We start from the raw sequence: 24,309 nt of genomic DNA on the forward strand, positions 1-24,309 counted from the left end.
GTTCTCTTAACTACCCGGCCTTGAGGGGCGCCCCTGTGGGGCGATCCTGGGTGAGTAGGGCTCCCCTATGCAGCACAGGGCGGGTATAGGGGAGCCCTACTCACGTCGGATCGCCCCACAGGGGACCCCTTTTGGGGCGCGGGAGCGCGGGGCACCGTCCGCGCGGGGTCGCGTCCGCGGCTCCCGTGGAGCGCGGCTCGCGCCCACCCCGCACCGCGCGCCGATCAAGGAAATCCGCGTCGATCAAGGGCAAACGGCCGTGGATTGGAGATCAAAGCACGACCATTTGCCCTTGATCGACGCAGAAGAGGGGCAGAAGCGACGCAGAAGAGGGGCAGAAGCGACGCAGAAGCGACGCAGAAGCGGGGCAGAGGGGTAGCGGCAGCGGCGCGAGGGAGCGGGCTAGGGGTGGGGTGGTGGTTGGCGGCTCGGGCGGCTCGGCCGGCGCGGTATTCGGCGACCATCAGGTCGGTCAGCTCCTGTTGGGAGGTTTCCGAGGTGGGCTTGTCGAACGTGATGGCGCCGTGTTGCAGGACGTTGACGCGGTCGCAGACCTGGAGGACCTGGGCGTAGTTGTGGGCGATGATGATGATCGACACCTCGCCGCGTGCTTTGAGGTCGGTGATCAGGTCGAGGATGAGCGAGCCCTCTTTGGCGCCCATGGCGGCGAGCGGCTCGTCCAGTAGCAGGATGCGGGCGTCGGAGTAGACGGAGCGGGCCACCGCGATCGCCTGGCGCTGGCCGCCGGAGAGCTTGGCCACCTCGACCGAGACGTCCGGGATGTCGACGCCCATGTCGTCCAGTTGCTGCTTGGCGAGCCGCCGCATGAGCCGGTTGTTGAGCAGGGGCCACCGTACGCGTTCCCGGTTGAGGAACATGTTGTGGTAGACGGACAGCTCGTTGACCAGGGCGAGGTCCTGGTAGACGGTGTCGATGCCGACCGACCGGGCGTGCTCGACGCTGCGGAGCACGAGCTCTTCGCCGTTCACGAATATCTGGCCGCTGTCGGGGCGGTGGAAGCCGCAGAGGATCTTGATGAGGGTGGACTTTCCGGCGCCGTTGTCGCCGATGAGGCCGAGCACCTCGCCCTTGTCGAGGCGGAGGTTGACGTCCCGGAGGGCGGTGAGGGCGCCGAACCTCTTGGCGATGCCCTCGACTCGCAAGGCTTCCACTGTGCCTCCTGGCTCGCTCGGTCGCGCGGCGCTGAACGCGCCGCCTTCGCTCCTCGGTCCAGGCGCCGCCGCGCCAGCTTCCTCGCTCACTAGGTCCTCCCGGCGCGGCGCAGGCGGGACAGGTACTGGTTGGCGATCATCGAGACGAGGATCGCGATGCCCTGGATGAGGAAGAACGAGTTGGCGCTGATCCCGAGCAGGTTGAACCCATTTTGCAACTCCGCCAGCACCAGCATGCCGAGCAGCGCGCCGATCACGGTGCCGGAGCCGCCGGCCAGGGCAGTGCCGCCGATGACGGCGGCGGCGATCGCGGTGAACGTGATGCGGGTGCCCCCGCCGATGTTCGGGTCGATCGAGTTGATCCGGAAGGCTTCCATGATTCCGGCGAACGCCCCGAGCACGCTGGCGATCATGAAGTTGCCGGTCTTGATGCGGGTGGCGCGGATGCCGGCCTCGGTGGCGCCGAGCAGGTTGCCGCCGACGGAGACGGTGTGCAGGCCCCATCGGGTCTGGGTGAGCACGATGTGGAACATCCCGACGATGAGCAGACACCAGGCCAGGCTGGCCCAGTCGCCGGCGCCGAGCCACGTCTGGATGTTGCCCTTGGTCGGCTCGGGGATCGCCACCGGGTACGCGTGCGACGTGGTGAGGAGCACGCCGTACAGCAGGTAGAACATGCCGAGGGTGGTGACGAACGACGGTACTCGCAGCTTGATGGTGATGAAGCCGTTGACGAACCCGATCCCGGCGGCGACCGCGAGGGCGAGCAGGATGGCCGGGATCGCGGGGATGGAGTAGAAGTCGATCGCGTAGTGCATCAGGTACGGGGCCAGCGCGGCGACCATCCCGACCGATACGTCGATCTCGCCGGAGACGAGCAGCAGCACGATGCCCACCGCCACGATCGCCGTCGGCGCGGTGGCCTGGGCGATGTTTCGCAGGTTGTCCGTGGACAGGAAGATCGGGGTGGACGCTTGGAAGTAGACCACCAGGCCGATCGCCACGAGCAGCACGCTGGCTTCGCGGCGGCGCAGGAAGGCGTCTGCGGCGGACCGGAGCAGCCGCGCCCGCCCGGTCGGTGTGGCGACGACGGTATCGCTCATCGAGCCCCTTAAAGTCTGGGCGCCGGGCGCCGCCAGCGGGAGCGGCGCCCGGCGGTGGGAAACGGCTCAGCCGTGGGCGATTGGACCGGAGCGTTCGACCAGCTTCGGCGCGGTGTCCGAACCCTCGTACCTGGTCTTGGAGTTCTGGTACGGGTCGACGTTGTCCTTGGTGACGAAGAGCAGACCGGTGTTGGTCTGCGTGGGCGAGATCAGCCCACCGGAGAGCTTGTAGAGGTAGAGGGCGAAGACCGGCAGGAAGCCTTGCAGGTACGGCTGCTGGTCGATGGTGTAGTCGAGGTCGCCCGCCTTGACCGCGGCCAGGGTTTCCGGCACGAGGTCGAAGCCGCCGGCCACCTTGAGGCCCTTGTCGCGCAGCTTGTACTTGCCGACGGTCTGCCCGACGCTCTGGGTCGAGCCGGCGTCGACGGCGAGCAGGCCGGCGACGTTCTGGTGGCCCTGCACGTACGCGTCGATGATGGACAGACCCTGGGTGACGTCGGCGTTGGTGGCCACGGCGGTGAAGTTGACGGGCTTGCCGGAGTCCTTGAACGCCTGCTGCGCGCCGTCGATCCGCGGTTGGATGTTGAGCTGTCCGGGCGTCGCGATGAAGCCGGCGACGTCGCCCGAGTCGATCTGGGTCAGCGCCCGCTGCCCAAGCGCGTACCCGGATTCGTAAAGCCCTTGCCCGATGTAGGCGAGCCGGTTGGTGCCCACGTCGTCGCGGGCGCCGTCGGCGTTGTAGGACACGACCGGGATGCCGGCATCGAGGGCCTTGTCGACCGGCCCTCGGAACGCGGCCTTGTCGACCACGGCCAGGGCGATGCCGTCGGCGTTCGAGCTGATCGCCGTGTTGGTGGCGTCGACCATCTCGGCGACGACCGAGTTGACCGAGCCGGTCCACTGGTACTCGGCTCCGAGGAGTTTGCACGCGTCCTCGGCGCCGTACTGGGTGGGGGTGAAGAACGGGTTCGTCGTCACGTGGCAGACGAACACGAACTTCCACTTTGGAGTCTTCGGGAAGTTTCCGAACGCGTCCGAACTGGTTGGTTCGTCTTCGGCGCAGGCAGTGAGCAGCGCCGAGGCGGCCAGCGAGGCGCTGGCGAGGCCCGTGCCGGCGAGGAGCCGGCGGCGGGTGACGGGGCTCAGATCAAGCCGCTCCACGGCCTCTTCGACCTTGGGATGGATCTTTCTCATGGTCACCGTCCGGTGCTGAACTGATAGATCGTGGTGGTCTGGTAGGTCTGCCCAGGCCGCAACACGGTGGTGGGGAAGTTCGGGTGGTTCGGCGAGTCGGGGTAGTGCTGGGTCTCCAGCGCGAACCCGTCGCCCTGCCGGTACATCCGGCCGCTCGTGCCGATCAGCGTGCCGTCCAGGAAGTTGCCGGCGTAGAACTGGATGCCCGGCTCGGTGGTGTAGATGGTCAGCACCCGGCCGCTGCTCTTCTCGACCACGCGCGCCGCGAGTTCGAGCTTGGTGAACGTGTTGTCGCGGCGGTCCAGCACCCAGTTGTGGTCGTACCCGCGGCCGATCACCAACTGCTCGAAGCCGCCGTCCCGGTTGCGGGCCCCGATCGCCGTGGGCTTGGTGAAGTCCATGGGCGTACCGGCCACCGGGTCGAGCGTGCCGGTCGGGATGAGTGTCGGGTCGACGGGGGTGTAGCGCTTGGCCTTCAGGTACAGCAGGTGGTTGTCGATCGTGCCCGCGCCCTCACCGGCGAGGTTGAAGTAGGCGTGGTTGGTCAGGTTCACCACGGTCGGCTTGTCGGTGGTGGCCTTGTAGTCCATCCGGATGCCGTTGGTCTTGGTCAGCGTGTAGGTGACCCGGCTGCGCAGCGTGCCCGGGTACCCCTGGTCGCCGTCCGGGCTGGTGAACGTCATGACCAGCCCCACTTCGCCGTTGCGCTTGAACGGCGTGGTCGCCCAAATGTGCTTGTCGAAGCCGACCGTGCCGCCGTGCAGGCTGTTCGGCGCGTTGTTGATCGGCAGCTGGTACGCCTGTCCGTCCAGCGTGAACTGCCCGTTGGCGATGCGGTTGGCGTAGCGGCCGGTGATGCAGCCGAAGTACGGGCTCTTGGCCACGTAGTCGGGCAGGTTGTCGAAGCCGAGGGTGACGTTGGCCTTGCGGCCCTTGCGATCCGGTACCTCGATGCTCTGCAGGATGCCGCCGTAGGTGAGGATGCGCACCCGCATCCGCCCGTTCGAGAGTGTGTAGCGGTGCACCTGGCCTTCGGGGGTGCTGCCCCAGGCTTCCTTGGTGATGCTGGGGCTCGCGTAGGCGCTGCTGCTGTTAGCGTTAACTAGGCCGGCCGCGAGAACACAGATCGCTACTGCCCCGACCCGTCCGATCAATCGCACGGCGTTCATGAATCCCCTCCGCGTGCGTATTTCGTGCGCTATTGAGCTGGAAGATGACGCATTTGCTGAGAGCTGCCGGCGGCTCGTGGTGCGGGTGCCGAGGACACTAAGGCCCCCACGTCACAGTCGCGAAACGCGAGCGCCACGTCCGAGTAACGAAATTTCCAAGGGGCATACGTATTCATCGGACTTTTGCGGGGTGGTGGAGGGGTCGTGTGACCACCGACACGAGCCCGGTGGCGGCCTTCGCGGGGATGATGGCGCCATGACGATCTATGACATCCCGGTCCGCACCCTCGGCGGGCAGGAGGCATCCCTCGACGCGTACCGCGGAAAGGCGTTGCTCATCGTGAACGTGGCCTCGAAGTGCGGGCTCACCCCGCAGTACGCCGCGCTGGAAGAGCTGCACGAGAAGTACGCGGATCGCGGGTTCAGCGTGCTCGGCGTGCCGTGCAACCAGTTCGCCGGGCAGGAGCCGGGCACCGCCGAGGAGATCGCCGAGTTCTGCTCGACGACGTACGGCGTGACGTTCCCGCTGCTGGAGAAGGCGGACGTGAACGGCGCCGGCCGGCACCCGCTCTACACCCTGCTGACCGAGGCGCAGGACGCCGACGGGGACGCCGGCGACGTGCGGTGGAACTTCGAGAAGTTCCTCGTGTCGCCGCAGGGCGAGATCGTCGGCCGGTTCCGGCCGGCCACCGCGCCCGACGAGCCGGTGCTCGTCGAGGCGGTGGAGCGGGCCCTGCCGTAGCGGACTCAGTACGAGTACTTCTCCGCCTTGCCGCCGCCGGGGGTGATCGCGAACCAGACGTCGCCCACCCCGTGACCGGCCGTCTGGCCCAGCTTCAGGTCCTTGTGGAAGTAGTACAGCGGCCAGCCCTTCAGGGTGAGCTGCTTGGTGCCGTCGGGCCGGGTGACCGTGCCGACCAGGTCCTTGTCGATCCCGGCCTCGACCCGCACGCCGTTCGGGGCGAGGACGGGCTCCCACTTGTTGAGGCAGGCGCCGACGCAGGTGGTCTTCGACGGGGCGTTGTCGTCATTCTCGAAGCGGTAGATCGTGCGGCCCTTGCCGTTCACGACGACGGCGGGGGAGAACCCGTCGAGCTGCACGACCCGCAGCACCTGCGCCTTCCCGGCGGACGGCGGCTGGGCGGCGCTTTTCGCCGCCTTGCCACCCCTCGGTGAGATCGCGAACCAGGCGTCGCCCACGCCGTGCCCGGCGGTCTGGCCCAGCGACAGGTCCTTGTGGAAGTAGTACAGCGGCCAGCCGTTGAGGGTCAGCTGCTCGGCGCCGTCGGGGCGGGTCACGGTGCCGACCGAGTCCTCCTCGACGCCGGTCCGGATCTCCACGCCGTTCGGGGCGAGCACCGGCTCCCAGGTCTTGAGGCAGGCGTCCACGCACGTCGTCGCCGGCGGCTTGTTGTCGTCCTTGTCGAAGCGGTAGATCGTGCGGCCCTTGCCGTTAACGACGACCGGGGAGAAGCCCCTGAGCTGGGCGACTTGCAGGATCTGCGGCTTGCCGGCCGCTGGCGGCGCGGCGCCGATCGCGCCCTCGCCGGCGGCCTGCGCCGGTGCCTCGGCCGGGGCGGCGGCGGGCTCCGCCGGCCCCAGGGTCGCGCACGCCGAGAGGCCGGCGGCGGCGATCACGCCGCCCAGGGCAGCAAAAAATCGCGTGGTGCTCATTGGACTGACTCCTCAGCATCAGCGGGTACGGCATTGCGGAGGCCCGTTCGCTGCTGGCATAGTCGTCAGGAGCGCCGGGGTGGTGGTGAAGCTTGGATGGCCCCAATACGACCAGCGGCGCCGACCGGTTCACGCGAATTTCCCTCGTTTTCGTGCTCGCCATCGAGTTGCTGCTCGTGGCCGTGATCGTCGTGATCTTCGTTCCACAGTGGAGCGCCGCCGACCCGGATCCGCGCTACGTCGACGTCGCCGACATGCCGCGTGCCGCCGCCGAGCCGGGGGTCGGCGCGTACACCTGGTCGTGCGGGCGCAACGAGGAAGGCCACCGCAACACCGCGAACGTCGTGGTCGCCCCCGGCATCACCGGCCCGCCGCACCACGTCCACGACTACATCGGCAACGTCTCCACCGGCGTCGACTCCACCGACGAGAGCCTCGCCGCGGCCGGCACCACCTGCGCCAACGGCGACCGGTCGACGTACTACTGGCCGGTACTGCGCACCGGCGCCCGCGCCGGGCAGGCCACGCACGGCACCATCCAGGTCGCGACCGCCATCACCTTGACCGTGTACGGCAACCCGGCCGGCCCGGTGGTGGCGATGCCCCCGCTGTTGCGGGGCACCATGGGCGACGCCAACGCGGCCACCCAGGACAGTGGACTGGCCCGTCCGACGTGGACCTGCACGGGTGCGCCGGACCGGCGGGGTGAGCGCTACCCGCGCTGCGACCGCGGCGACCGGGTCGTGCGCGTCTTCGACTTCCCGAGCTGCTGGGACGGCCGGCGTACGGACAGCCCGAACCACCGCGCCCACCTCGTCTTCCCGGTGGTCGGCGGCGCCTGCCCGGCCGGCACGTTCGCGGTGCCCCGGCTGCGGGTAACCCTGGAGTACGCCCGGCCGGACGGTGATCGGTTCGCCATCGACGCGTTTCCCAACCAGGGCAACAGCCCGCGGACCGACCACGCCTTCTTCGTGAACCTGATGCCCGTACCGCTGATGGCCAAGATCGTCCGGTGCCTCAACACCGGAGTCGCGTGCGGGTGAACCGATCACGGCGGTTGGCCGTAGTTCGGGTGACTCTCTGGATGAAAGGGTGGGCGGATGGCGAGGCTACGGCCGCAACCACGTCGGACATCCAGCGACGAGGCGCTGGTCCGGTCGCTGTACGAGGAGCACGGCAAGGCGCTCCTCGCGTACGTCACCCGGATCACCGGTGATCGGGCGCTGGCGGAGGACGTGCTGCAGGAGACCCTCATCCGGGCCTGGCGGCACGCCGAGACGCTCACCGAGTCGGCCGGCTCGATCCGGGGCTGGCTCTTCACGGTGGCCCGCAACGTGATGACGGACAAGATGCGCGCGAAGGCGGTACGGCCGGCCGAGGTCGCGGAGTCGCCGGCCACCGTACCGGTGGAGCGGGACCACGCGGACCGGGTGGTCGACTCGATGGTCGCGCTGGAAGCCCTGGAGCACCTGTCGGAGGAGCACCGCAGCGTCCTGGTGGAGATCTACTTCCAGGGGCGCAGCGTGGCGGAGACGGCGGAGCACCTCGGCATCCCGGCGGGGACGGTCAAGTCGCGGTCCCACAACGCTCTGAAGAACCTGCGAGAACTGCTGGTCGGGCGGTCCACCGTCCTGAAAGGGGTGGCCTGATGAGTGCCGAGTCGCACGACACGCAGCTCGGCGCGTACGTGCTGGGCACCCTGGACCCCGGCGAGCGGCGCGATATCGACGCCCACCTGGCCGGCTGCGCGACCTGCCGCGCCGACCTGGCGGCGCTGGAGGCGGTGAAAGACGTGCTCGATGACATCCCGCCCGAGGCGCTGCTGCACGGGCCGCCGGACGCCGACCTGGTGCTCCAGCGGACGCTGCGCCAGGTACGGGTGGAAGCCGCCGCCGGCGCTGGCCGGCGCTGGGTGCCCGCGGTCGCCGCCGCGGCGGTCCTGCTGGCCGGGGCACTCGGCGCCGGGGTGGCGGTCGGCCGCGGCACCGCACCGGGGACGGAGGCCCTGCCCACGCCGGCGCCCACCGTGACCGCGTCGGCCCCGTGCCCGGCACCCGGGTGGGCACCACGCTCGACGCCAGCACCAACGTGCGGATGACCGCCAAGGTGGTGCCGGCGGCCGGCTGGGTCCGGGTGAACGCCGCGGTCAACGGCATCCCCGCCGGGGAGAACTGCCGGCTCCTCGTGGTCAGCCGGGACGGCACCCGCGAGATCGCCGCCGGCTGGATCGTCTCCGAGAAGGGCGAGACGGACGGCACCACCCTGGACGGCAGCGCCGCGGTGGACCCCGCCGACGTGGTAGCCGTAGAGGTCCAAAACACGGAGGGTCGCACCTTCGTCACCCTCCCCTGTAACCCCGCACTCACGAATGTGGATGTCTGTGGCAAGTTGTCGCAGCGTGCGCGGGGTCGATCACGGAACGTGAGAGATTCTTATTGAATACTTTTCTCTCTGTAACGTTCCGCCGAACGTACGTGGCATCTAGCCGTTTGGCTAAGCAGGATGGGGAACTGTGTCTGGCCGTCATCGCATGCGTGAACGCTTCCCTGCGACGGGTGCCCTCGCTGCGGCGGTGGCACTCATCGTCGTCGTGGGCGGAGCGTGGTTCGGGTATCGGGAGCTAGCCGGGGACAAGTGCTCCGGACAGGTCAAGCTGTCTGTCGCCGCGGCTCCCGAGGTCGCCGCCGACGTCCGAGCCACCGCTGACCAGTGGGTCGCGGACGGCGCGGCCGTGGGTGGCGTCTGCGTGCAGGTCGACGTCGGCGAGACCAATCCGGTCGACCTCGCCGCCGCCCTCGCCGCGAAGCACGGCGTGGCCCTCGTCGGCGTGGGCGGCGCGAGCGGCAGCACCGCGATCCCGGACGTGTGGATCTCGGACTCCTCGATCTGGCTGCAACGGCTGGGTGCGGCGGCGCCCGGGTTCACGCCCACCGACGGCGGGTCGATCGCGCTCAGCCCGGTCGTGGTGGCCATGCCGGAGCCGATCGCGAAGAACTTCGGCTGGCCGGAGAAGAAGCCCGGCTGGGCCGACATGCTGCAGCAGATCACCACGGGCACCGACCTGCGCGCCGGCATCGTCGAGCCGACCCGCGACGCGGCCGGCATGTCCGGGCTGCTGTCGCTCGGCGCCGCCGCCAGCGCGGCCGGGGCCAACGCCCAGCAGGCGCAGACCGCCGCGCTCCGCGCGCTGGCCGTCGGCCGCTCGGCGGTACGCGACGACCTGACCGCCAAGTTCCCGCAGGCGGCCGACGCGGCGTCGATCGCCTCCGGGCTGAGCGTCGCCGCGCTGTCCGAGGAAGACGTCATCCGCTACAACGCCAAGAAGCCGCCGGTACCGCTGGCCGCGATCTACATCGACCCGGCGCCGGTGCCGCTGGACTACCCGTACGCGGTGATGCCCGGCACCGACCCGGACCGGACCGCGGCGGCCGAGGCGCTGCACCAGGCGCTGAACGGGGCCGGCTTCCGGGACCGCCTCGGCGCCCTGGGCCTGCGTGCCCCCGACGGCACCGGCGGGACGGGCTTCGCCGCACCCACGGGTGGGCCGGCGACGGCCGCGTCGTCCGGCGCGAAGGGCGCGGGGCGGCGGCCCCCGACCCGGCCGCGGTGGACAAGGCCCTGACGACCTGGGCCACGGTGACCGCACCGGCGCGGATGCTCGCCGTGTTCGACATCTCCGGCACGATGCGCGGGGAGGTGCCCACCGCGGGCGGGGCCAGCCGCATGGAGGTCACCAAGGAGGCGGCTCGGCGCGGGCTGGCGCTCTTCGGCGACGACTGGGCGGTGGGTGTGTGGGTCTTCTCCACCAACCTCGGCGGCGGCAAGGACTGGCGTGAGCTCGCGGCGATCGGGCCGCTGTCCAGCAACCGCCAGGATCTGATCGCCAAGATCGGGCAAATCCAGCCGAAGGAGAACGGCGACACCGGCCTGTACGACACGCTCGCCGCGGCGTACGAGACGGTGCAGGACGGCTGGCAGCCCGGCCGGGTCAACTCGGTCCTGATCCTCACCGACGGCATCGGCAACGACGACCCCGAAGGTGGCCTGTCACTGCCGGCGCTGCTCAACAAGCTGGAAGACCTGAAGGACGAGAAGCGGCCCATCCAGGTGATCATCTTGGGGCTGGGCGACGCGGTCAACCGGAGCGCGCTCGACCAGATCACCAAGACCACGGGTGGCGGCGTCCTGGTCGCCGAGGACCCAGCCAAGATCGGCGAGGCGTTCCTGAAGGGCATCTCCCTCCGCCCCACCAAGTAACCCTCGGCGCCCGCCCCGCTTCGTTGGGCGGGCGCCGCCCCGCTCGCGGCGCTTGCGCGCTCCCGCCGCCCTTCGTCGATCAAGGCCCTCGCCGTCGATCAAGGGCATACGGCCGTGCTTTGATCTCCAAACCGCGACCCTTTGCCCTTGATCGACGCGAAAGTCCTTGATCGGTGAGGTGCTGGGGGCGGACGGTCGGGCTGGACCCCGACTGCGGGACTTACGTGAAGGATTCGAGTCGCTCCAGCGACCCAGACCTTTCGCGTTGATGCGGGGGCAGGTCGCGCCGACAAGCGGCCCGTCCGAAGGGGGCCTCGCTTGGGTGTTGTGGCGTGAGTGGGGCGCCCCTGTACCCGCTCCGGCGTGAACAGGGGTGCCCTACTCACGCGTAGGCCCCCAACAGGGCAGCCCTACTGGGGCGTAGCGCGCGTCCACCTGACGCCCGACGAGCCCGAACCATCGTGAGCCCGAGCCCGACGCGCCCGGCGCCTCGCCGATCAAGGGAAACCCCGTCGATCAAGGGCAAACGGCCGCGGATTGGAGATCAAACCGCAGCCGTTTGCCCTTGATCGACGCGAAAGTCCTTGGACGGGCCCGTGGCGGGCGAGGGCTATCGCGAGGTGCAGGAGACGTTGGTCGCCGGCTGGTTCGGGCCGTTCACGATCATGCCGAACGACGTGGTGCCGCCGGCCGATATTGTCCCGTTCCAGGTCTGGTTGGTGGCGGTGACCTGCTGGCCGGTCTGGGTCGCGACCGCGCTCCATGCCTGGGCCATCCGGGCGGTGCCGGGCAGCGTCAGCGTCACCGTCCAGCCTGTCGTCGGCGCGGTGCCGTTGTTGCGCACCGTGACGTCGGCCTGGTAGCCGCCGTTCCACGCGCTGGTGATCGTGTACGTCGCCGCGCAACCACCGGCAGGCGGCGGCGAGGAGGAGGGCGGGGGCGTCGACGGCGGCGGGGACGAAGGCGGGGGCGAGGACGGCGGCGGGGACGTGGGCGTCGAGCCGCTGGTGGTGTAGCTGACCCGCGTGTACGCCGCGCTGCACTGGGATGAGCACGAGTCCGGCAGCGTGAAGTTGTACACGCGTCCACCGTTGATCAGCGTGTCGGTGATGTCCCGCACCCGGATCTGGAACTGCGTGCCGCCCGAGGCGGTGCCGCCGATGACGTACGACTGGCCCATGTCGCCGTTCATCTGGGCCCGCTGCCAGGCGCCGTTGGCGAAGTACTCGACGCCGTGGATGCCGTTCGCGAGGCGGGACACGGAGATGGCCGGCCACCACCGCTGGGCGCCCTGCAGGAAGCCGATCTGGATGTCGCCGGTGTAGTTCGGCGCGGGCACGAACGACCAGCTGACGTGGCGGTTGTTGTAGTGGTTGGGCAGCAGGTCGCCGACCGGGGCGCCGTTCTTCACGAAGCGGTTCAGCGACGCCTTGGACAGGTCCAGGTGGTACGGGTCGTCGCGGCACCACGCGTTCGCGTCGCCGCAGCTGTCCGCGACCAGCATGTTCAGGACCGCGTCGTTGTACGCGTCGGCGACCCAGGACCCGTTGCGGCAGAACGCCTGGTTGGGTGCGCCGTCGTTGACGCCGGTGCAGAAGTCGCTGATCTTGACCTGGACCCACCGTCCACAGTTGAGCCCGTTGTTCCAGATGCCGATCTTGGTGGTGTCGGTCACCGGGCGCGGATAGAAGTTGTAGTCGCGCGGTGTGTCGTACACGTTGAGGGCGACGAAGTCCTGCGTCTCCAACTCGGCCTGGGGCAGCCCGCACCCGCCGTACGGCGAGCCGAGCCCGTCGAAGTAGGTGGAGTTGCCAATCGCCGGGGAGGTGGTGGGCTCCGGGACGGTGAGCGCACCGGCGGGGCGGTTGACGAGGACGAGGGACAGCGCCAGCAGGGCAGCGGCGCTCAGCGCGGCAAGCACGCGTCTTTTCATGTCGGTCCTTAGGGAGAACAAGCGCAGGAAGAACTAGCGCAGCGTGAAGCGAGAAGGGGACCGACTCCCATCAATATCGTTCCGCTCCGCTGTCGATGTGTCAACCCGCCGCCGCGCGAGCGCGGCGAGGCCGATCGCCAGCCACACCAGGTTGAGGCTGGACGAGGGCCAGGCACTGTGGACGATCGCGTTGACCGCCAGCCCGACCGAGCCGGCGAGGTTGAGTAGCTGGTACGCGGGCCCGGTGGTCAGCCGCCCCGCGGACAGCAAGGCATACGCCAGCAGCAGGCAGCCGGCCCCGGCCCAGCCGACGGCCTCCACGAAGAGGGTCACGGAAGCACCAAGAGGGTCAAGGAAGCACCGCGTACGCCCGGACCGGGAAGGTGCCGAAGTCGCGCACCCGCGGGGGAGCGGCGTGCAGGCGGGCACCGGTCACCGGCACCTGGTCCAGGCCGGTGAGGTGCTCCAGGACGGGTACGCCGGCGGCGAGCAGGATGGAGTGGGCGGGCCGTTCGCCACCGTCGGTGCTGTCGATGTTGACGGCGTCGATCCCGACCAGCCGCGCACCCGCGTCGACCAGTGCGTTCGCCCCTTCCTCGGTCAGGAACGGGGCGTCCACCCCGTACTCGGGCGTGCCCCAGTGCCGGTCCCAGCCGGTGTGCAGGAGGACGGCGGCGCCGGCCACATCGTACGGCGCCAGCGCCTTCGGGCCGATCCCGCGCTCGGTGCCGCCGGCCAGCCGGACCACCACCGCGGGCAGGTCGGCGATCGCGTCCAGCGGGAGGCCGGCGAGGTCGGTGCCGCCGGCGTACCGGTGATAGGGGCTGTCGAGGTAGGTGCCGGTGTTGCCGACCATGCTGATGCGGCCGATCGTGAATTCGGTGCCCGGCGCGTAGCGGGCGCGCGAGTCGGCGAAGGTCAGGTGCGGCGTGATCTCCGGGCCGGGCAGGCCGGGGTACGTGGTCATGCCGGCCGTGATCACGTGGCTGAGCTCGACCAGCCGCCGCGGCCCGGGCGCCGGCGCGGGCCCGCCGCGCGAGCCCTTGTGCGGCTCGGCGAACACCCGCACGCCGCGCAGCCGCACCTCGTCCACCATCAACAGGCCCAGGTGGCGCACCAGCAGGTCGGCCAGCGCGGCCTCGGTGACATCCGCATCGGGTACGTCCAGCCGGAACCCCTGTGCCTGTAGCCCGCCGCCGTTGCTGAAGGTGATGTCGGCGTCGAAGGACGCCCGGTATTCGGTGCTCACGAGTCGATCGTCGCGCACGCTCGGCGTTCAGTGGTAGCGCATATCTCTTCATAGTGCATGTAGTGTTTCTGCATGCCGATCGACCCGCGGCGGCTGGCCGTCCTGCGCGCGGTGGCCGACGCCGGCGGCGTGCTCGCGGCCGCGTCGGTGCTGCACCTGACCCCGTCGGCGGTCTCGCAACACATCGCCCGGCTGGAGGCGGAGACCGGCGTGACGCTGCTGGACCGGTCCCGGCTGGGCGGCCGGCGGGCCGCCGGGCTCACCGCCGCCGGGCGGCTGCTGGCCGGCCACGCCGGCCGCCTCGCCGAGGTGCTGGCCGCCGCCGAGCGTGACCTGGCCGCGCTCACCGGCCAGGTCACCGGTCCGGTCAACGTGGGCGGCTTCCCCACGGCGGTGCGGCACATCCTGGCGCCGGCGGCCGCCGCCGTGGCCGAGGCCGCTCCGGGGGTACGCGTCCACATCCGGCTTGTCGAGCCGAAACCGGGCCGGTCGGCGCTGCGTTCCGGCGAACTGGACCTGCTGGTCACCGAGGCCGACGCGGCCGATCCCGAGCCCGAACTGCCGGGACTGCGGGCGACCCGGCTGCTGGACGACCCGTACCGGATCGTCGTCCCGGCGCGGTGGGGGCCGGTGGCGGGGGTGGCCGCGCTGCTCGCCCGCCCGTGGGTGGACGGGCCGCCCGGCTCGGCCACCCACCGCGTGCTGGACCGGCTGGCCGCGCAGCACGACGCGGTCCTGGACCGGCCGCACGAGTGCCTGGAGTTTCCGGCGGCGTTGGCGGTGGTGTCCGCGGGCCTGGCGGCGGCGGTGGTGCCGGCGCTGGCGCTGCCCACGGACCTGCCCGGGGTACGGGTGGTCGCGGGGGCGGCGGTGGGTGCCCGGCGGCTCGACCTGGTCCACCGCCGGGGGCGGCACGAGCCGAGCCCGGCGGCGCAGTTGGTCGCCGACGCGATAATGGCCGCCGGTTGACGCAACCGGACGGGTGGGTCGGCGCGTATGTACTGCGTTCCCTCTCGCGGAGGCGCCGGTGAGTGACGTCGACGGGTTCGACGAGTTCTATCGCGGCAGCCGGCAACGGCTGCTCGGTTTCGTGTACGTCCTGACCGGTGACCTCGCCGAGGCGCAGGACGCGGTGCAGGAGGCGTTCGTGCGGGCCTGGCAGCGCTGGTCGACGGTGGGTCGCTACGACGACCCGGAGTCCTGGGTACGGGTGGTCGCCTCGCGCATCGCGGTCAGCCGCTGGCGGAGCCTGCGCAGCCGGGCCCGGGCGTACGTGCGGCACGGCGCCGCCGGAGCGGTGCCCGAGCCGAGCACCGACACCGTGGAGATCGTCGCGGCGATGCGCCGCCTGCCCGAGGAGCAGCGCGTCGCGCTCGCCCTGTACTACCTGGTCGGCCTGCCCGTGGCGGACGTCGCCCGGGAGACCGGGGTGCCGGTGGGCACGGTCAAGGCCCGCCTGTCCCGCGGCCGGGGCGCGCTCGCCGGCCTGCTCACCGTCGACCTGGAGGAGGCCGCCGATGCGTGACCCGGGAAACCTCCCCCAGCTGCTGGCCCAGGACCTCGCCGAGGTGGACTGGCCGGCGCCGGACCAGATCCGCGCCCGCGCCCGGCGGCGCACCATCCGCAAGGCCGTGGCGGCGCCGGCCGCCGTACTGCTGGTCGTGGCGTCGGTCTGGCTGCTGGTCGGGCCCGGCCGGGACGGCGGCCTAGCCGACGACCCGGTCGGCGGGAGCGGCCCGTCGGCGAGTCCGTCCGCGTCCCCGTCCGTCGCCGCGTCGTACACCATGCCGGCGGGCTGGTTCGGCCCGGAAGACCTGGTGCAGCCCGCGGACGTCGGCGCCGGCTACACACTGGAGAACGAGAACGCGTTCGCGCCGGGGGAGTACCCGACCTGGTCGTTCAACGCGGACGAGTGCGACGCGTACGCCGGTCTGCGGATCACGGCCTTCCGCTCGTACACCTGGATGCGGATCAACATCGTGGCTCCCGGCGGGGATGACGCCGCAGTGCCCGCCGTGCACGCCGAGCTCAACAGCTATCCGACGGCGACCGTCGCGAAACAGGTGATGTCCGACGTGCGCGCGATGGTGGGCGCGTGTGCCGAGTTCAGCTACGCGGGTGGGGAGGCGTCCACCGAGGCGCGACCGGCCCGGGTGGTGCACACCTACAGCGTCGAGGGTGAGCGCTTCGCCGGCGACGAGTCGGTGCTGATCCGGCACGTGACCAGGAGCGTGGACGCCAGCACCGGCGAGGTCCTCCCCGGCGACCAGGCGGTTATCCCCGAGATCCTCGCGGTGGTGCGGGTCGGGGACCGGGTCGAGGTGCTCTCGACGTACCAGGATGATCGGGACCGGATGCGGGAGATCGCGACGAAGGCCGCCCGGCGGTTGTAGTGGGCGGGGGCCTCGCCCCCGCCCAACGGCTCAGGCCGCGACCGGCTCGCGCACGCCGTGCAGCGCCCGGCTCCACGCCACGACCTGGTCGAGCATCGTGCTGAGCTGGCCGACCTGGTACGGCGACGGGGCGAGCGTGGTGAAGTTCTCGAAGTCGGTGAACAGGCTCAGCGCCACCTGGGCCCGGACGTCGGCGACCTGCAACTCGCCCATGACCAGCCGGAGGTGCTCGACGGCCCGCGCGCCACCCGCGCCGCCGTAGGAGACGAAGCCGGCGGCCTTGTTGGTCCACTCCTTGTAGACGAAGTCGATGGCGTTCTTGAGGGCGCCGGAGGTGGAGTGGTTGTACTCGGGTGTGACGAAGACGTACCCGTCGTAGGAGTCCACCGCGCGGGACCAGGCGATGGTGTGCTCGTGCGCGTACTCCCCGCGGGAGGCCGGGTTCTCCTCGTCGAGGTGCGGCAGGTTGAAGTCGCGGAGGTCCACCAGCTCGAATTCGGCGTCGGTGCGCTGGCTCGCGATGTCGTACACCCAGCGGGCGACGGTCTCGGCGCGGCGGCCCGGCCGGGTGCTGCCGATGATTATGCCGATCTTGGTCATGGTTGTCTCCCGGGCGCTGAGTTGATGTGTCATCTCGAACGGTAGATCGCATCGGGTTGATGCGTCAACCGCTCGTAGGATGGTGTGATGACCGGCACCGCGGAGTGGCTCGACGAGCGAGAACAGCGCACCTGGCAGGCGTTCTACGACATGACGGTGCTCTTCTACCGGCGCATCGGGCACCAGCTCCAGCGCGACACCGGCCTGTCCGAGCCCGACTACACCGTGCTGACCGCCCTGGTGAACGCCCCGGGCGGGCGGATGCGGCCGTTCGAGCTGAGCACGGTCACCGACTTCGAGAAGAGCCGGCTACACCACCATCTGACCCGCATGATCGACCGTGGCCTGCTGGCCAAGGAGGCGTGCGTGGGCGCGCCGCGGGGCTCGGTGATCGCGATCACCGAGGCGGGCCGGGCGGCCATCGCCGCCGCCGCGCCCATCCGGGCGGAACATGTCCGGCAATGGCTGCTCGACAAGCTCACGCGCGAGCAACTCGACGCGCTCGCCGACATGTCAGCGGTGGTGCTCGACCACCTGCGGGCGGCCGGCCGTCCCGGGTCAGGTAGCGACGATTCCTGTGTTTGCTAGAGGCGACGGGTCGTCGCGCAGCCGGCTGTAGAGGTAGCCGTCCCGCCACCGGCCGGCCCGGAACTCGCACGCGCGTACCACGCCTTCGAGCTGGAAACCGGCCTTGACCAGGGACTTCTGCTCGGCGACGTTTTCCGCGTGGGTGCCCGCCTGGATCCGCTGGGCCGGCGTGTGCGCGAAGAGGTAGTCGCAGATCATCGCCTGGGCCCGCCAGCCGACGCCCCGCCCGCGCCACTCCGGCAACAGCGCGATCCCGATCTCCCAGAACCCGGCCAGGCCGCCGTACTTGCCCGCCAGGTAGCTCACGAACCCGGCCGCCGCCTGCTCCTCCTCGACATGCACCATCAGCCGGCCGCTGTCCGCGCCGAGATAGCCGTCCTCCGCGAACCGGCGGGCCGGAGCCGCCGCGTCCCGGTAGCCGGCCCAGTCCAACCCGATCAGGCCCGGCTCGGTGTTGAACCGCCGGAACATCTCGATGTCGTGCTCGACGACGGGACGCAAACGCACAGTCAAATCGGTCACGGCGCCGACGGTATCGTGGCGGAGGTCATGACACTGGACACCCTGCGCGCCGACTGCGCACGCTGTTTCGGGCTGTGCTGCGTGGTGCCGGCCTTCTCGGCGTCCGCGGACTTCGCCATCGACAAACCCGCCGGGCACGCCTGCCCCAACCTCCAGCAGGACTTCCGCTGCGGCATCCACGACCGGCTGCGGGACCGCGGATTTCCAGGCTGCACCGTGTACGACTGCTTCGGCGCCGGCCAGAAGGTCGCCCAGGTCACCTTCGGTGGGCGGCCCGAGCTGGGCGAATCCATGTTCGCCGCGTACCGGGTGATGCGGCAGCTGCACGAACTGCTCTGGTACCTGACCCAGGGGCTGGCCCTGCCCGCCGCCCGCCCGCTGCACGCCGACCTCGGCCGGTTGCGCGACGAGACCGAGCGCCGCACCCACGGCGGTCCCGACGAACTCGCCACAGTGGACACCGACCCGCTCTGGCGAGACGTCAACGCCTTGCTGGTACGGGCGAGCGAGCTGGCCCGGGCCGGTTTGCGCGGGCCGGAACGGCGGGGCGCCGACCTGATCGGCAAGGACCTGCGGCGGGTGAGGCTACGCGGCGCGAACCTGCGCGGGGCTTACCTGATCGGGGCCGACCTGCGAGGCGTCGACCTGACGGCGGCCGACCTGATCGGCGCCGACCTACGCGGGGCGAACCTGGCCGGCGCCGACCTGTCCGCCAGCCTCTTCCTGACCCAGCCCCAGGTCACCGCCGCCCGCGGCACCCAAGCAACCCACCTCCCCCCACCCCTGTCCCACCCCCCACACTGGCCCTGACTTGCCCGCTCTTGCGCCGGCTCTTTTGCCGCTCTTTTTGGCGCCTCTTGCCGTCGATCAAGGGCGAACGGTCGTGGTTTGATCTCCGATCCGCGACCTTTTGCCCTTGATCGGCGTGGAAATCCTTGATCGAGGATCCCGGCGGGGTCGGCGAGGGCTGGGCGGTTGGGGGTTAGGCCGGGTGGGTGGTGGGCTCGTGGCGTACCGGGAAGTTGACCGAGCTGGCGATGAAGCAGTTGCGGTGTGCGTCGGTGTGCAGGCGCTCGGCCGCGTCCACCATGTCCGGCGAGGCCACGGTCACCTCCGGGCGGAGCACCACCTCGGTGAAGTGGCCGCCGTCGCCGGCTTGCTCCATCGCGCCGTGCGCGCGGTCGACGTACCCGGTCACCACGACGCCCGCCACGGCGCACATGTGCAGGTACGACAGCATGTGGCACTGGGACAGCGCGGCGACCAGGAGCTGCTCCGGGTTCCAGCGCGTCTTGTCGCCCCGGAACGCCGGGTCCGAGCTGCCCGCGATCGGCTCCAGGCCGTCGGACTCGACATCGTGGTCCCGGGTGTAGTCGCGGTATCCGCTGGTGCCCGTGCCGCGGTTGCCGGTCCAGGTGACCACGATGTCGTACGTGTGCGTCCGTCCCATGCCGGCAAGCGTAATGTCGTCGCGTGCGCGGGTTGGAGGAGCTCGATCGGGTCGACTGGCCGCGGCTCGAACACGCCTACGGGGACGCCGGCGACGTACCGGATCTGCTGCGGTCGCTCGATGACGACGCGGTCGGCGAGCTCGTCGCGGCGCTGTGTCATCAGGGCACCCGCTTCTCCGCGAGCGCGGCGGCCGTGCCCTACCTGGCGGGGATAGCGGTACGCGCGGGCACGGTCGAGCCGCTCATGCTGCTCGGCTTCCTGGCGGTCGGCGACGACGACGCGTACTGCTTCCCGCGTCCACCGGAGGCCGACGGCGCCATGTATCCCGAGGCGGTCGCGGCCTACCGGGCGGTGGAGGCGGAGGTGCCGGCGTTGCTCCCGCTGCTCGCTCACCCTGATCCGCGTACGGCCGCGACGGCGGCGTGGCTGGTGTCGTGGTTCCCGGCGCTGGCCGAGCAGACCCTGCCGGCGGTACGCGCGAGCCGGCCCGCGACCACGGTCACGATCGCGCGCGGGCTGCTCGGCGACGGCACGCTCGAGCCGGGCGGCTGGGCCGAGGCGGTCGCCGCGCTCTGCGCCGGAGACAGGGCGTGGGCGGTCGACGCGGTGCTGGCGGCCGCCCGGCGGGTACGCGGGCCGGACCTGGTCGACCCGGACCTGCCGTACCTGGGTGGGGATGTCGCGGGCGTCCTCGCCGCGGCGCTCCGCCTGCTGCCGACGGAGCGCCGGCCGGAGGCGGTCGCCGCGGTGCGGATCCTCGCCGATCGCGCCCGGCCGCCGTTCGCGGGCCGGTTGCGGGCCATGCGCGACGCGCTGCTCGCGGCGGACTGACGGCCTTCGCCGATCAAGGATTTCCGCGTCGATCAAGGGCAAACGGCCGTGGATTGGAGATCAAACCACGACCATATGCCCTTGATCGACGCACAGAGCCGCGCACGGAGGGCGCGGCGCGTGGTCAGGGGCGGACCTCTGTTGCCAGGTCGTCTAGGCGGGCCGCGGTCAGCTCCAGCCAGCGTAGGTCGGCCTCCAGGTGGAAGAGCGCGTGGTCGCAGATCAGCTGTTCGGAGAAGTCGCCGCCGGTCTTGCGGCGGGTCAGCTCGCGCATGAGGCGCAGGTGCTCGGCGCGCTGGGTGTCGAGCAGGTCGGCGGCCCGCCGGCCGGTCAGCAGGGCCAGCACCACCTTGGTGTAGAGCGTGCTCTGCAGGTACAGGTCGGGCTTTTCCGGCTGGGACAGCCAGCGGCCGACGTCGGTGACGCCGGCGGACGTGATCGCGTACCGCTTGCGCTCCGGCCCCTCGCCCGGCTCCACGCCGTCGACCTCGACGAGGCCGTTCTTCAGCAGGCGGGACAGGGTCGCGTAGACCTGGCCGAACGCCAGCGGACGGGCCCGGCCGAAGCGTTCGTCGTACGCCCGCTTGAGGTCGTATCCGTGGCGTGGGCTCGACTCCAGGAGCCCGAGAAAGGTCTGTGCGATCGACATGTGAGTACTCTACACTACGCGTATACGCTAGGTGTATACGCGATGTGTAGAGATCGCGACCAATCCAATCCGGCCGGCGGCGCGAACTATCAGTGCTCTGTCTGGGGAGGTGCCATCGATGGACGCGTGGCCGTTTGTAGGGCGGGACGAAGAGCTGGCGGCGATCGAGACGGCGTTCGACGGGTCCGATGTGGACGCTGTCGTGATCGCCGGCCCGGCGGGCGTCGGTAAGACGGCGCTGGCCCGCCGGGTGCTCGGCCGGTTGCGCGCCGCCGGCAGCCGGGCGGAGTGCGTGGTCGGCACGCGGGCCGCCGCGTCGATCCCGTTCGGGGCGGTGGCGCCGCTCGTACCGGCGGACTGGCGGCCGGTGGGCGGGCCGCTCGGCGTGCTGCGCGCGGTGGCCACCCAGGTGGGCAGGTGGGGCGGCCGGCGCCGGGTGGCGATCGGCGTCGACGACGCCCACCTGCTCGACGACTCGTCCGTGGCGGTGGTGACGCACCTGGTCACCGAGCGGCTCGCGTTCGGGGTGCTGACCCTGCGTACGGGCGAGCCGGTCGCCGACGCGATCACGGCGCTGTGGAAGGAGGAGCGGGCCGAGCGGCTGGAGCTCGGCGGGCTCCCCGCCGCCGCGGTCGACCACCTGCTGGGCCACTACCTGAAGGGCCCGATCGACGGGCTGAGCCGGCGCCGGCTCACCGAGGCGGCGGCGGGCAACCCCCTCGCCCTGCGCGAGATGGTCCACGGTGGACTGTCCGGCGGCAAGCTCCGCGAGCGGTACGGGGTGTGGCGGCTGGACCCGGCGTACCAGCCCGGCGGGCGGGTTACCGAGCTGGTGGCGCGCCACCTGGTGGGCCTGGACGCCAGCACCCGGCACGTGGTCGAGCTGGTGGCCGAGGGCGAGCCGGTCGCCCTGCCCGCCCTGGAGACGCTCGCCGACGCCGCCTCGATCCGCGCCGCCGAGGAGAGCGGCCTGGTGACGGTCGGGCGCTCCGGCGCCCGCGTCGAGGCCCGGCTCGCCCACCCGCTGTACGGCGAGGTGCTGCGCGCCGGCATGCCGCTGACCCGGGCCCGGATCGTGCGCCGGCGGCTGGCCAAGGCGCTCCTGGACACCCCGATGCGCCGCCGCGACGACGCGCTGCGGGCCGCACAGTGGCAGGTGGACGGCGGCGTGATCACCCACCCCGACGTGGTACGCGTCGGCGCCCGCCAGGCCATCGGCTGGTCCGACCTGCGGCTGGCCGAGCGGCTGGCCCGGGCCGCCCGGAACGCCGAGCCGGGCGCCGAGGCCGACGTGCTGCTCGCGGAGATCCTGGAGTACCGGGGCAAGAGCGCGGAGGCGGTGGCGCTGCTGTCCGACGAGCCGCCCCCGGAGACCACCGACCCGATGCTGTGGGCGGTGACCCGGGCCGAGACCCTCTACTGGGGACTCGGCGCGGCCGGCGCGGCGGAGCGGGTGCTCATGGCCGTGGCCGGCGGTCCGCGCGGCGAGCTGGCCGACGGGACCCGCTCCTGGATCCTGGTGTTCGACGGGCGGTGCGGCGCGGCGCTCGACGTGGCCCGCCAGGTGCTGGCCCGGCCCGGCGCCGACCCGCAGGGGGTCATCTGGGCCGCGGCGGGCGGTACGGCGGCGGCCGGCTTCCTCGGCCGCCTTGACGAGTCCGACGCGATCCACGACCGCGGGCTGCCGGTCGCCGCCGCGCACCGGGACGTCATGCCGTGGGGCGTGTACGAGATCGAGATCGCCGCCTGCCTGGCCCACCTGGCGTCCGGCGACCTGATCGGCGCGCGCGCGTTCGCGGACGAGGGCTACCGGCTCGCTGTCGAGGCCGGCGTGCCGATGATGGTCAGCGGCTGGGCGCTCTTCAGTGGGCTGGTCACGGCCGCCCAGGGGCACCTCGACGTGGCGGGCGCGATGCTGCGCGAGGCGTTCGCCGGCTTCGAGGAAAACGACACCTTCCGCTTCCGGCGGTGCTGCGGCGCGGCCCTCGCGGGGGTGTCCGCGCTGCGCGGCGAGGCCGCCGAGGCGCTGCGCTGGATGGGCGAGGTGGAGCCGTTCGGCGCGGGCGCGAACCGGATCTTCGAGCCGTGGATCGAGCTGTGGCGGTCCTGGACCGTGCTGTCCGAGGGGCCACCAGCGAGGCCATCGGGTACGCCCAGGGCGCCGCCGAGCTGGCCCGCTCCGCCGACATGCCGGCGGTGGAGGCGGCCGCGCTCTACGAGGTCGGCCGGCTGGGCGGCACGGTCGACCGGGACCGGCTCGCCGCGCTGGCCGTACGGCTGGCCACCCCGTTCGCGGAGGCGCTGGCCGGCGCCGCCCGCGGGCTCGCCACTTCGGACGGGCGGGCACTCGCCGACGCGGCCGCGACGTTCGAGCTGCTGGGGCACGACCTGCTGGCGGCCGAGGCGGCGACGGTGGCGGCCCGGGCGTTCCGGCGGGCCGGCCGGCGCGGCCAGTCGCAGCTGCTCTCGGCGCGGGCCGCGCAGTGGCGGGCCCGGTGCTCCGGCGCGCGCACGCCGCTGCTGCTGGACGGCGAGGTCGCCGACCTGCTCACCGCCCGGGAACGGGAGGTCGTGCTGCTCGCCGCGCAGCACAGCAGCAAGCAGATCGCCGAGCGCCTGGGGCTCGGCGTGAAGACGGTCAACAACCACCTCGCCCGCGCGTACGCGAAGCTGGGCGTCACCAGCCGCGCGGAGATCCGCACCCTGCTCGGCCAGCCACCGTCCGCACGACCACGGTAGCCTTGCGGCGTGTTGGGCTATTCCCGACGGCGTGCCGCCGTCACCGCGCTGGCCATGGTGGGGCTGCTCGTGTCGGGCTGCGACAGCGACAGTCCGGGCGGCTCGGCGGCGCCGTCGGCGTCCGCCTCGCCCACCCCCTCGCCAACGCCGTCACCGACCCCGTCCGAGCTGTACTTCTATCCGCCCGTCAAGGGCGCCGCGCTCACGTACACCAACGGCGGCGCGGTCAGCGGCACGATGTCCATCACGGTCACCAAGGTGGCCTCCGGCGCGGACGGGCAGACCGTCACGGTCAAGGAGGTCAACGACGGGTCCGGCACCGCGGTCACCGTCCAGCGGGCGTTCCTGACCGGCCCTGAGGGTGGGCTCAGCATCGACGCGGCGGCGTTCGCGGCCTCGGCACCGGGCTTCACGGTCAAGGCCGCCGGTGACGACGTCCGGATCCCGCCGGTCGCCGAGTTGGAGGCGGGCAAGTCCGCGACCGGCAAGACCTCCGTGACGTTCAGCGGCGCCGGGATCAACGCGCGCACCGAGGTGACCTACACGGCGACCGGCGAGGGGTTCGAGCCGGTGACGGTGGCGGCCGGGTCCACCGAGGCGTACCTGGTCAAGCTGGACGTGAAGTTCGGCACCGCCATCGCCGGGATCACGCAGGGCACCGCGCGGTTCTGGTTCCGGCCCGGGTTCGGGCTGGTCAAGCAGGAGACCGGGGTCGGCGGCCTCACCATGACCACCGAGCTGACCTCGACGACCGTCCCGCTGGCCTAGCCATGATTATGGTAGG

Annotated in this window: 26 protein-coding genes and 1 pseudogene; 15 read left to right on the forward strand and 12 right to left on the reverse strand. The window is 71.5% G+C overall.

The window, feature by feature from the left end:
• Positions 1-224: 224 nt before the first annotated feature.
• The 4 genes from Prum_RS37515 to Prum_RS37530 all read right to left on the reverse strand — a co-directional run bounded on the left by Prum_RS37515 (position 225) and on the right by Prum_RS37530 (position 4,638).
• On the reverse strand, positions 225-1,172 hold the full coding sequence (locus Prum_RS37515) for an ATP-binding cassette domain-containing protein (RefSeq protein ID WP_173081375.1): 948 nt from the start codon (positions 1,170-1,172) through the stop codon (positions 225-227).
• An 89-nt stretch (positions 1,173-1,261) separates the two neighbouring features.
• Entirely contained in the window at positions 1,262-2,275 is a 1,014-nt protein-coding gene (locus tag Prum_RS37520) for an ABC transporter permease (RefSeq protein ID WP_173081377.1), read from the reverse strand.
• A gap of 66 nt (positions 2,276-2,341) precedes the next feature.
• Complete coding sequence (locus Prum_RS37525; protein ID WP_173081379.1) at positions 2,342-3,469, reverse strand: sugar ABC transporter substrate-binding protein; 1,128 nt, start codon at positions 3,467-3,469, stop codon at positions 2,342-2,344.
• 2 nt (positions 3,470-3,471) lie between these two features.
• Positions 3,472-4,638, reverse strand: a complete 1,167-nt coding sequence (locus tag Prum_RS37530; RefSeq protein ID WP_173081380.1) for an aldose epimerase family protein — start codon at positions 4,636-4,638, stop codon at positions 3,472-3,474.
• Positions 4,639-4,894: 256 nt separating this feature from the next.
• On the opposite strand from Prum_RS37530, the gene Prum_RS37535 reads away from it, so the two are divergent.
• A complete protein-coding gene (locus Prum_RS37535) occupies positions 4,895-5,380 on the forward strand; it encodes a glutathione peroxidase (protein WP_173081382.1) in 486 nt (161 codons plus the stop codon).
• A 5-nt stretch (positions 5,381-5,385) separates the two neighbouring features.
• Here Prum_RS37535 and Prum_RS37540 read toward each other — a convergent pair whose 3' ends face one another.
• Positions 5,386-6,312 carry a hypothetical protein gene (locus tag Prum_RS37540; protein ID WP_173081384.1) on the reverse strand — a complete coding sequence of 309 codons (927 nt, stop codon included), beginning with the start codon at positions 6,310-6,312 and terminating at the stop codon, positions 5,386-5,388.
• A 152-nt stretch (positions 6,313-6,464) separates the two neighbouring features.
• On the opposite strand from Prum_RS37540, the gene Prum_RS37545 reads away from it, so the two are divergent.
• The 5 genes and pseudogenes from Prum_RS37545 to Prum_RS37560 all read left to right on the forward strand — a co-directional run bounded on the left by Prum_RS37545 (position 6,465) and on the right by Prum_RS37560 (position 10,569).
• Entirely contained in the window at positions 6,465-7,355 is an 891-nt protein-coding gene (locus tag Prum_RS37545; RefSeq protein ID WP_246278354.1) for a DUF1996 domain-containing protein, read from the forward strand.
• 57 nt (positions 7,356-7,412) lie between these two features.
• A complete protein-coding gene (locus Prum_RS37550) occupies positions 7,413-7,961 on the forward strand; it encodes a sigma-70 family RNA polymerase sigma factor (protein WP_173081386.1) in 549 nt (182 codons plus the stop codon).
• Positions 7,961-8,410, forward strand: coding sequence for an anti-sigma factor family protein (locus Prum_RS50100; RefSeq protein ID WP_218577555.1), 450 nt, complete (start codon positions 7,961-7,963; stop codon positions 8,408-8,410). The genes Prum_RS37550 and Prum_RS50100 overlap by 1 nt, the downstream gene beginning before the upstream one ends.
• On the forward strand, positions 8,407-8,751 hold the full coding sequence (locus Prum_RS50105; RefSeq protein ID WP_218577556.1) for a hypothetical protein: 345 nt from the start codon (positions 8,407-8,409) through the stop codon (positions 8,749-8,751). The genes Prum_RS50100 and Prum_RS50105 overlap by 4 nt, the downstream gene beginning before the upstream one ends.
• A 91-nt stretch (positions 8,752-8,842) precedes the next feature.
• Positions 8,843-10,569 (forward strand): annotated as a pseudogene (locus Prum_RS37560) (VWA domain-containing protein).
• Between the two features lie 610 nt (positions 10,570-11,179).
• Here the strand turns inward: Prum_RS37560 and Prum_RS37565 are convergent.
• From Prum_RS37565 to Prum_RS37575, 3 genes are read right to left on the reverse strand one after another with little or no spacing between them, the layout of a single operon-like run.
• Positions 11,180-12,502: a cellulose binding domain-containing protein gene (locus Prum_RS37565; protein WP_173081388.1), complete on the reverse strand. Its 1,323-nt coding sequence runs from the start codon at positions 12,500-12,502 to the stop codon at positions 11,180-11,182.
• Between the two features lie 33 nt (positions 12,503-12,535).
• Positions 12,536-12,835 carry a CBU_0592 family membrane protein gene (locus Prum_RS37570; protein ID WP_178132677.1) on the reverse strand — a complete coding sequence of 100 codons (300 nt, stop codon included), beginning with the start codon at positions 12,833-12,835 and terminating at the stop codon, positions 12,536-12,538.
• A 16-nt stretch (positions 12,836-12,851) separates the two neighbouring features.
• Positions 12,852-13,751 (reverse strand): cyclase family protein, encoded by a 900-nt coding sequence (locus Prum_RS37575; RefSeq protein WP_173081390.1) that lies wholly within the window; start codon positions 13,749-13,751, stop codon positions 12,852-12,854.
• A 72-nt stretch (positions 13,752-13,823) separates the two neighbouring features.
• Here Prum_RS37575 and Prum_RS37580 point away from each other — a divergent pair, with 72 nt between their 5' ends.
• Genes Prum_RS37580 through Prum_RS37590 form a run of 3 tightly spaced genes read left to right on the forward strand, consistent with a single transcriptional unit; the run spans position 13,824 to position 16,144 of the window.
• The gene (locus Prum_RS37580; protein WP_173081392.1) at positions 13,824-14,720 is read left to right on the forward strand and encodes a LysR family transcriptional regulator; all 897 of its coding nucleotides are present in this window, start codon (positions 13,824-13,826) and stop codon (positions 14,718-14,720) included.
• 58 nt (positions 14,721-14,778) lie between these two features.
• A complete protein-coding gene (locus Prum_RS37585; RefSeq protein ID WP_173081394.1) occupies positions 14,779-15,276 on the forward strand; it encodes a SigE family RNA polymerase sigma factor in 498 nt (165 codons plus the stop codon).
• Complete coding sequence (locus Prum_RS37590; protein ID WP_173081396.1) at positions 15,269-16,144, forward strand: hypothetical protein; 876 nt, start codon at positions 15,269-15,271, stop codon at positions 16,142-16,144. Before Prum_RS37585 ends, Prum_RS37590 begins: the two co-directional genes overlap by 8 nt.
• A 30-nt stretch (positions 16,145-16,174) precedes the next feature.
• On the opposite strand, the gene Prum_RS37595 is transcribed toward Prum_RS37590, so the two are convergent.
• A complete protein-coding gene (locus tag Prum_RS37595; protein ID WP_173081398.1) occupies positions 16,175-16,744 on the reverse strand; it encodes an NADPH-dependent FMN reductase in 570 nt (189 codons plus the stop codon).
• A gap of 87 nt (positions 16,745-16,831) precedes the next feature.
• Here Prum_RS37595 and Prum_RS37600 point away from each other — a divergent pair, with 87 nt between their 5' ends.
• Entirely contained in the window at positions 16,832-17,332 is a 501-nt protein-coding gene (locus Prum_RS37600) for a MarR family winged helix-turn-helix transcriptional regulator (protein ID WP_218577557.1), read from the forward strand.
• Here the strand turns inward: Prum_RS37600 and Prum_RS37605 are convergent.
• Positions 17,303-17,854 (reverse strand): GNAT family N-acetyltransferase, encoded by a 552-nt coding sequence (locus tag Prum_RS37605; protein ID WP_173081400.1) that lies wholly within the window; start codon positions 17,852-17,854, stop codon positions 17,303-17,305. The two genes, Prum_RS37600 and Prum_RS37605, sit on opposite strands and share 30 nt — an antisense overlap.
• A 15-nt stretch (positions 17,855-17,869) precedes the next feature.
• On the opposite strand from Prum_RS37605, the gene Prum_RS37610 reads away from it, so the two are divergent.
• On the forward strand, positions 17,870-18,664 hold the full coding sequence (locus Prum_RS37610) for a pentapeptide repeat-containing protein (RefSeq protein WP_371871319.1): 795 nt from the start codon (positions 17,870-17,872) through the stop codon (positions 18,662-18,664).
• A gap of 172 nt (positions 18,665-18,836) precedes the next feature.
• Here Prum_RS37610 and Prum_RS37615 read toward each other — a convergent pair whose 3' ends face one another.
• Complete coding sequence (locus Prum_RS37615) at positions 18,837-19,304, reverse strand: OsmC family protein (RefSeq protein ID WP_173081404.1); 468 nt, start codon at positions 19,302-19,304, stop codon at positions 18,837-18,839.
• 23 nt (positions 19,305-19,327) lie between these two features.
• Between Prum_RS37615 and Prum_RS37620 the strand changes: the two genes are divergently transcribed.
• Positions 19,328-20,137 carry a hypothetical protein gene (locus Prum_RS37620; RefSeq protein WP_173081406.1) on the forward strand — a complete coding sequence of 270 codons (810 nt, stop codon included), beginning with the start codon at positions 19,328-19,330 and terminating at the stop codon, positions 20,135-20,137.
• Between the two features lie 124 nt (positions 20,138-20,261).
• Here the strand turns inward: Prum_RS37620 and Prum_RS37625 are convergent, their stop codons facing one another.
• The gene (locus Prum_RS37625) at positions 20,262-20,786 is read right to left on the reverse strand and encodes a PadR family transcriptional regulator (RefSeq protein ID WP_173081408.1); all 525 of its coding nucleotides are present in this window, start codon (positions 20,784-20,786) and stop codon (positions 20,262-20,264) included.
• Between the two features lie 118 nt (positions 20,787-20,904).
• Here Prum_RS37625 and Prum_RS48905 point away from each other — a divergent pair, with 118 nt between their 5' ends.
• From Prum_RS48905 to Prum_RS37635, 3 genes are read left to right on the forward strand one after another with little or no spacing between them, the layout of a single operon-like run.
• The gene (locus Prum_RS48905) at positions 20,905-23,418 is read left to right on the forward strand and encodes an AAA family ATPase (RefSeq protein ID WP_178132678.1); all 2,514 of its coding nucleotides are present in this window, start codon (positions 20,905-20,907) and stop codon (positions 23,416-23,418) included.
• Positions 23,358-23,525, forward strand: coding sequence for a response regulator transcription factor (locus tag Prum_RS48910; protein ID WP_178132679.1), 168 nt, complete (start codon positions 23,358-23,360; stop codon positions 23,523-23,525). Before Prum_RS48905 ends, Prum_RS48910 begins: the two co-directional genes overlap by 61 nt.
• A 9-nt stretch (positions 23,526-23,534) precedes the next feature.
• Positions 23,535-24,293 carry a TapB family protein gene (locus Prum_RS37635; RefSeq protein ID WP_173081412.1) on the forward strand — a complete coding sequence of 253 codons (759 nt, stop codon included), beginning with the start codon at positions 23,535-23,537 and terminating at the stop codon, positions 24,291-24,293.
• Positions 24,294-24,309 lie beyond the last annotated feature (16 nt).

This window comes from Phytohabitans rumicis (genome assembly GCF_011764445.1).
In the GTDB taxonomy this organism is placed as follows: Bacteria; Actinomycetota; Actinomycetes; order Mycobacteriales; family Micromonosporaceae; genus Phytohabitans; species Phytohabitans rumicis.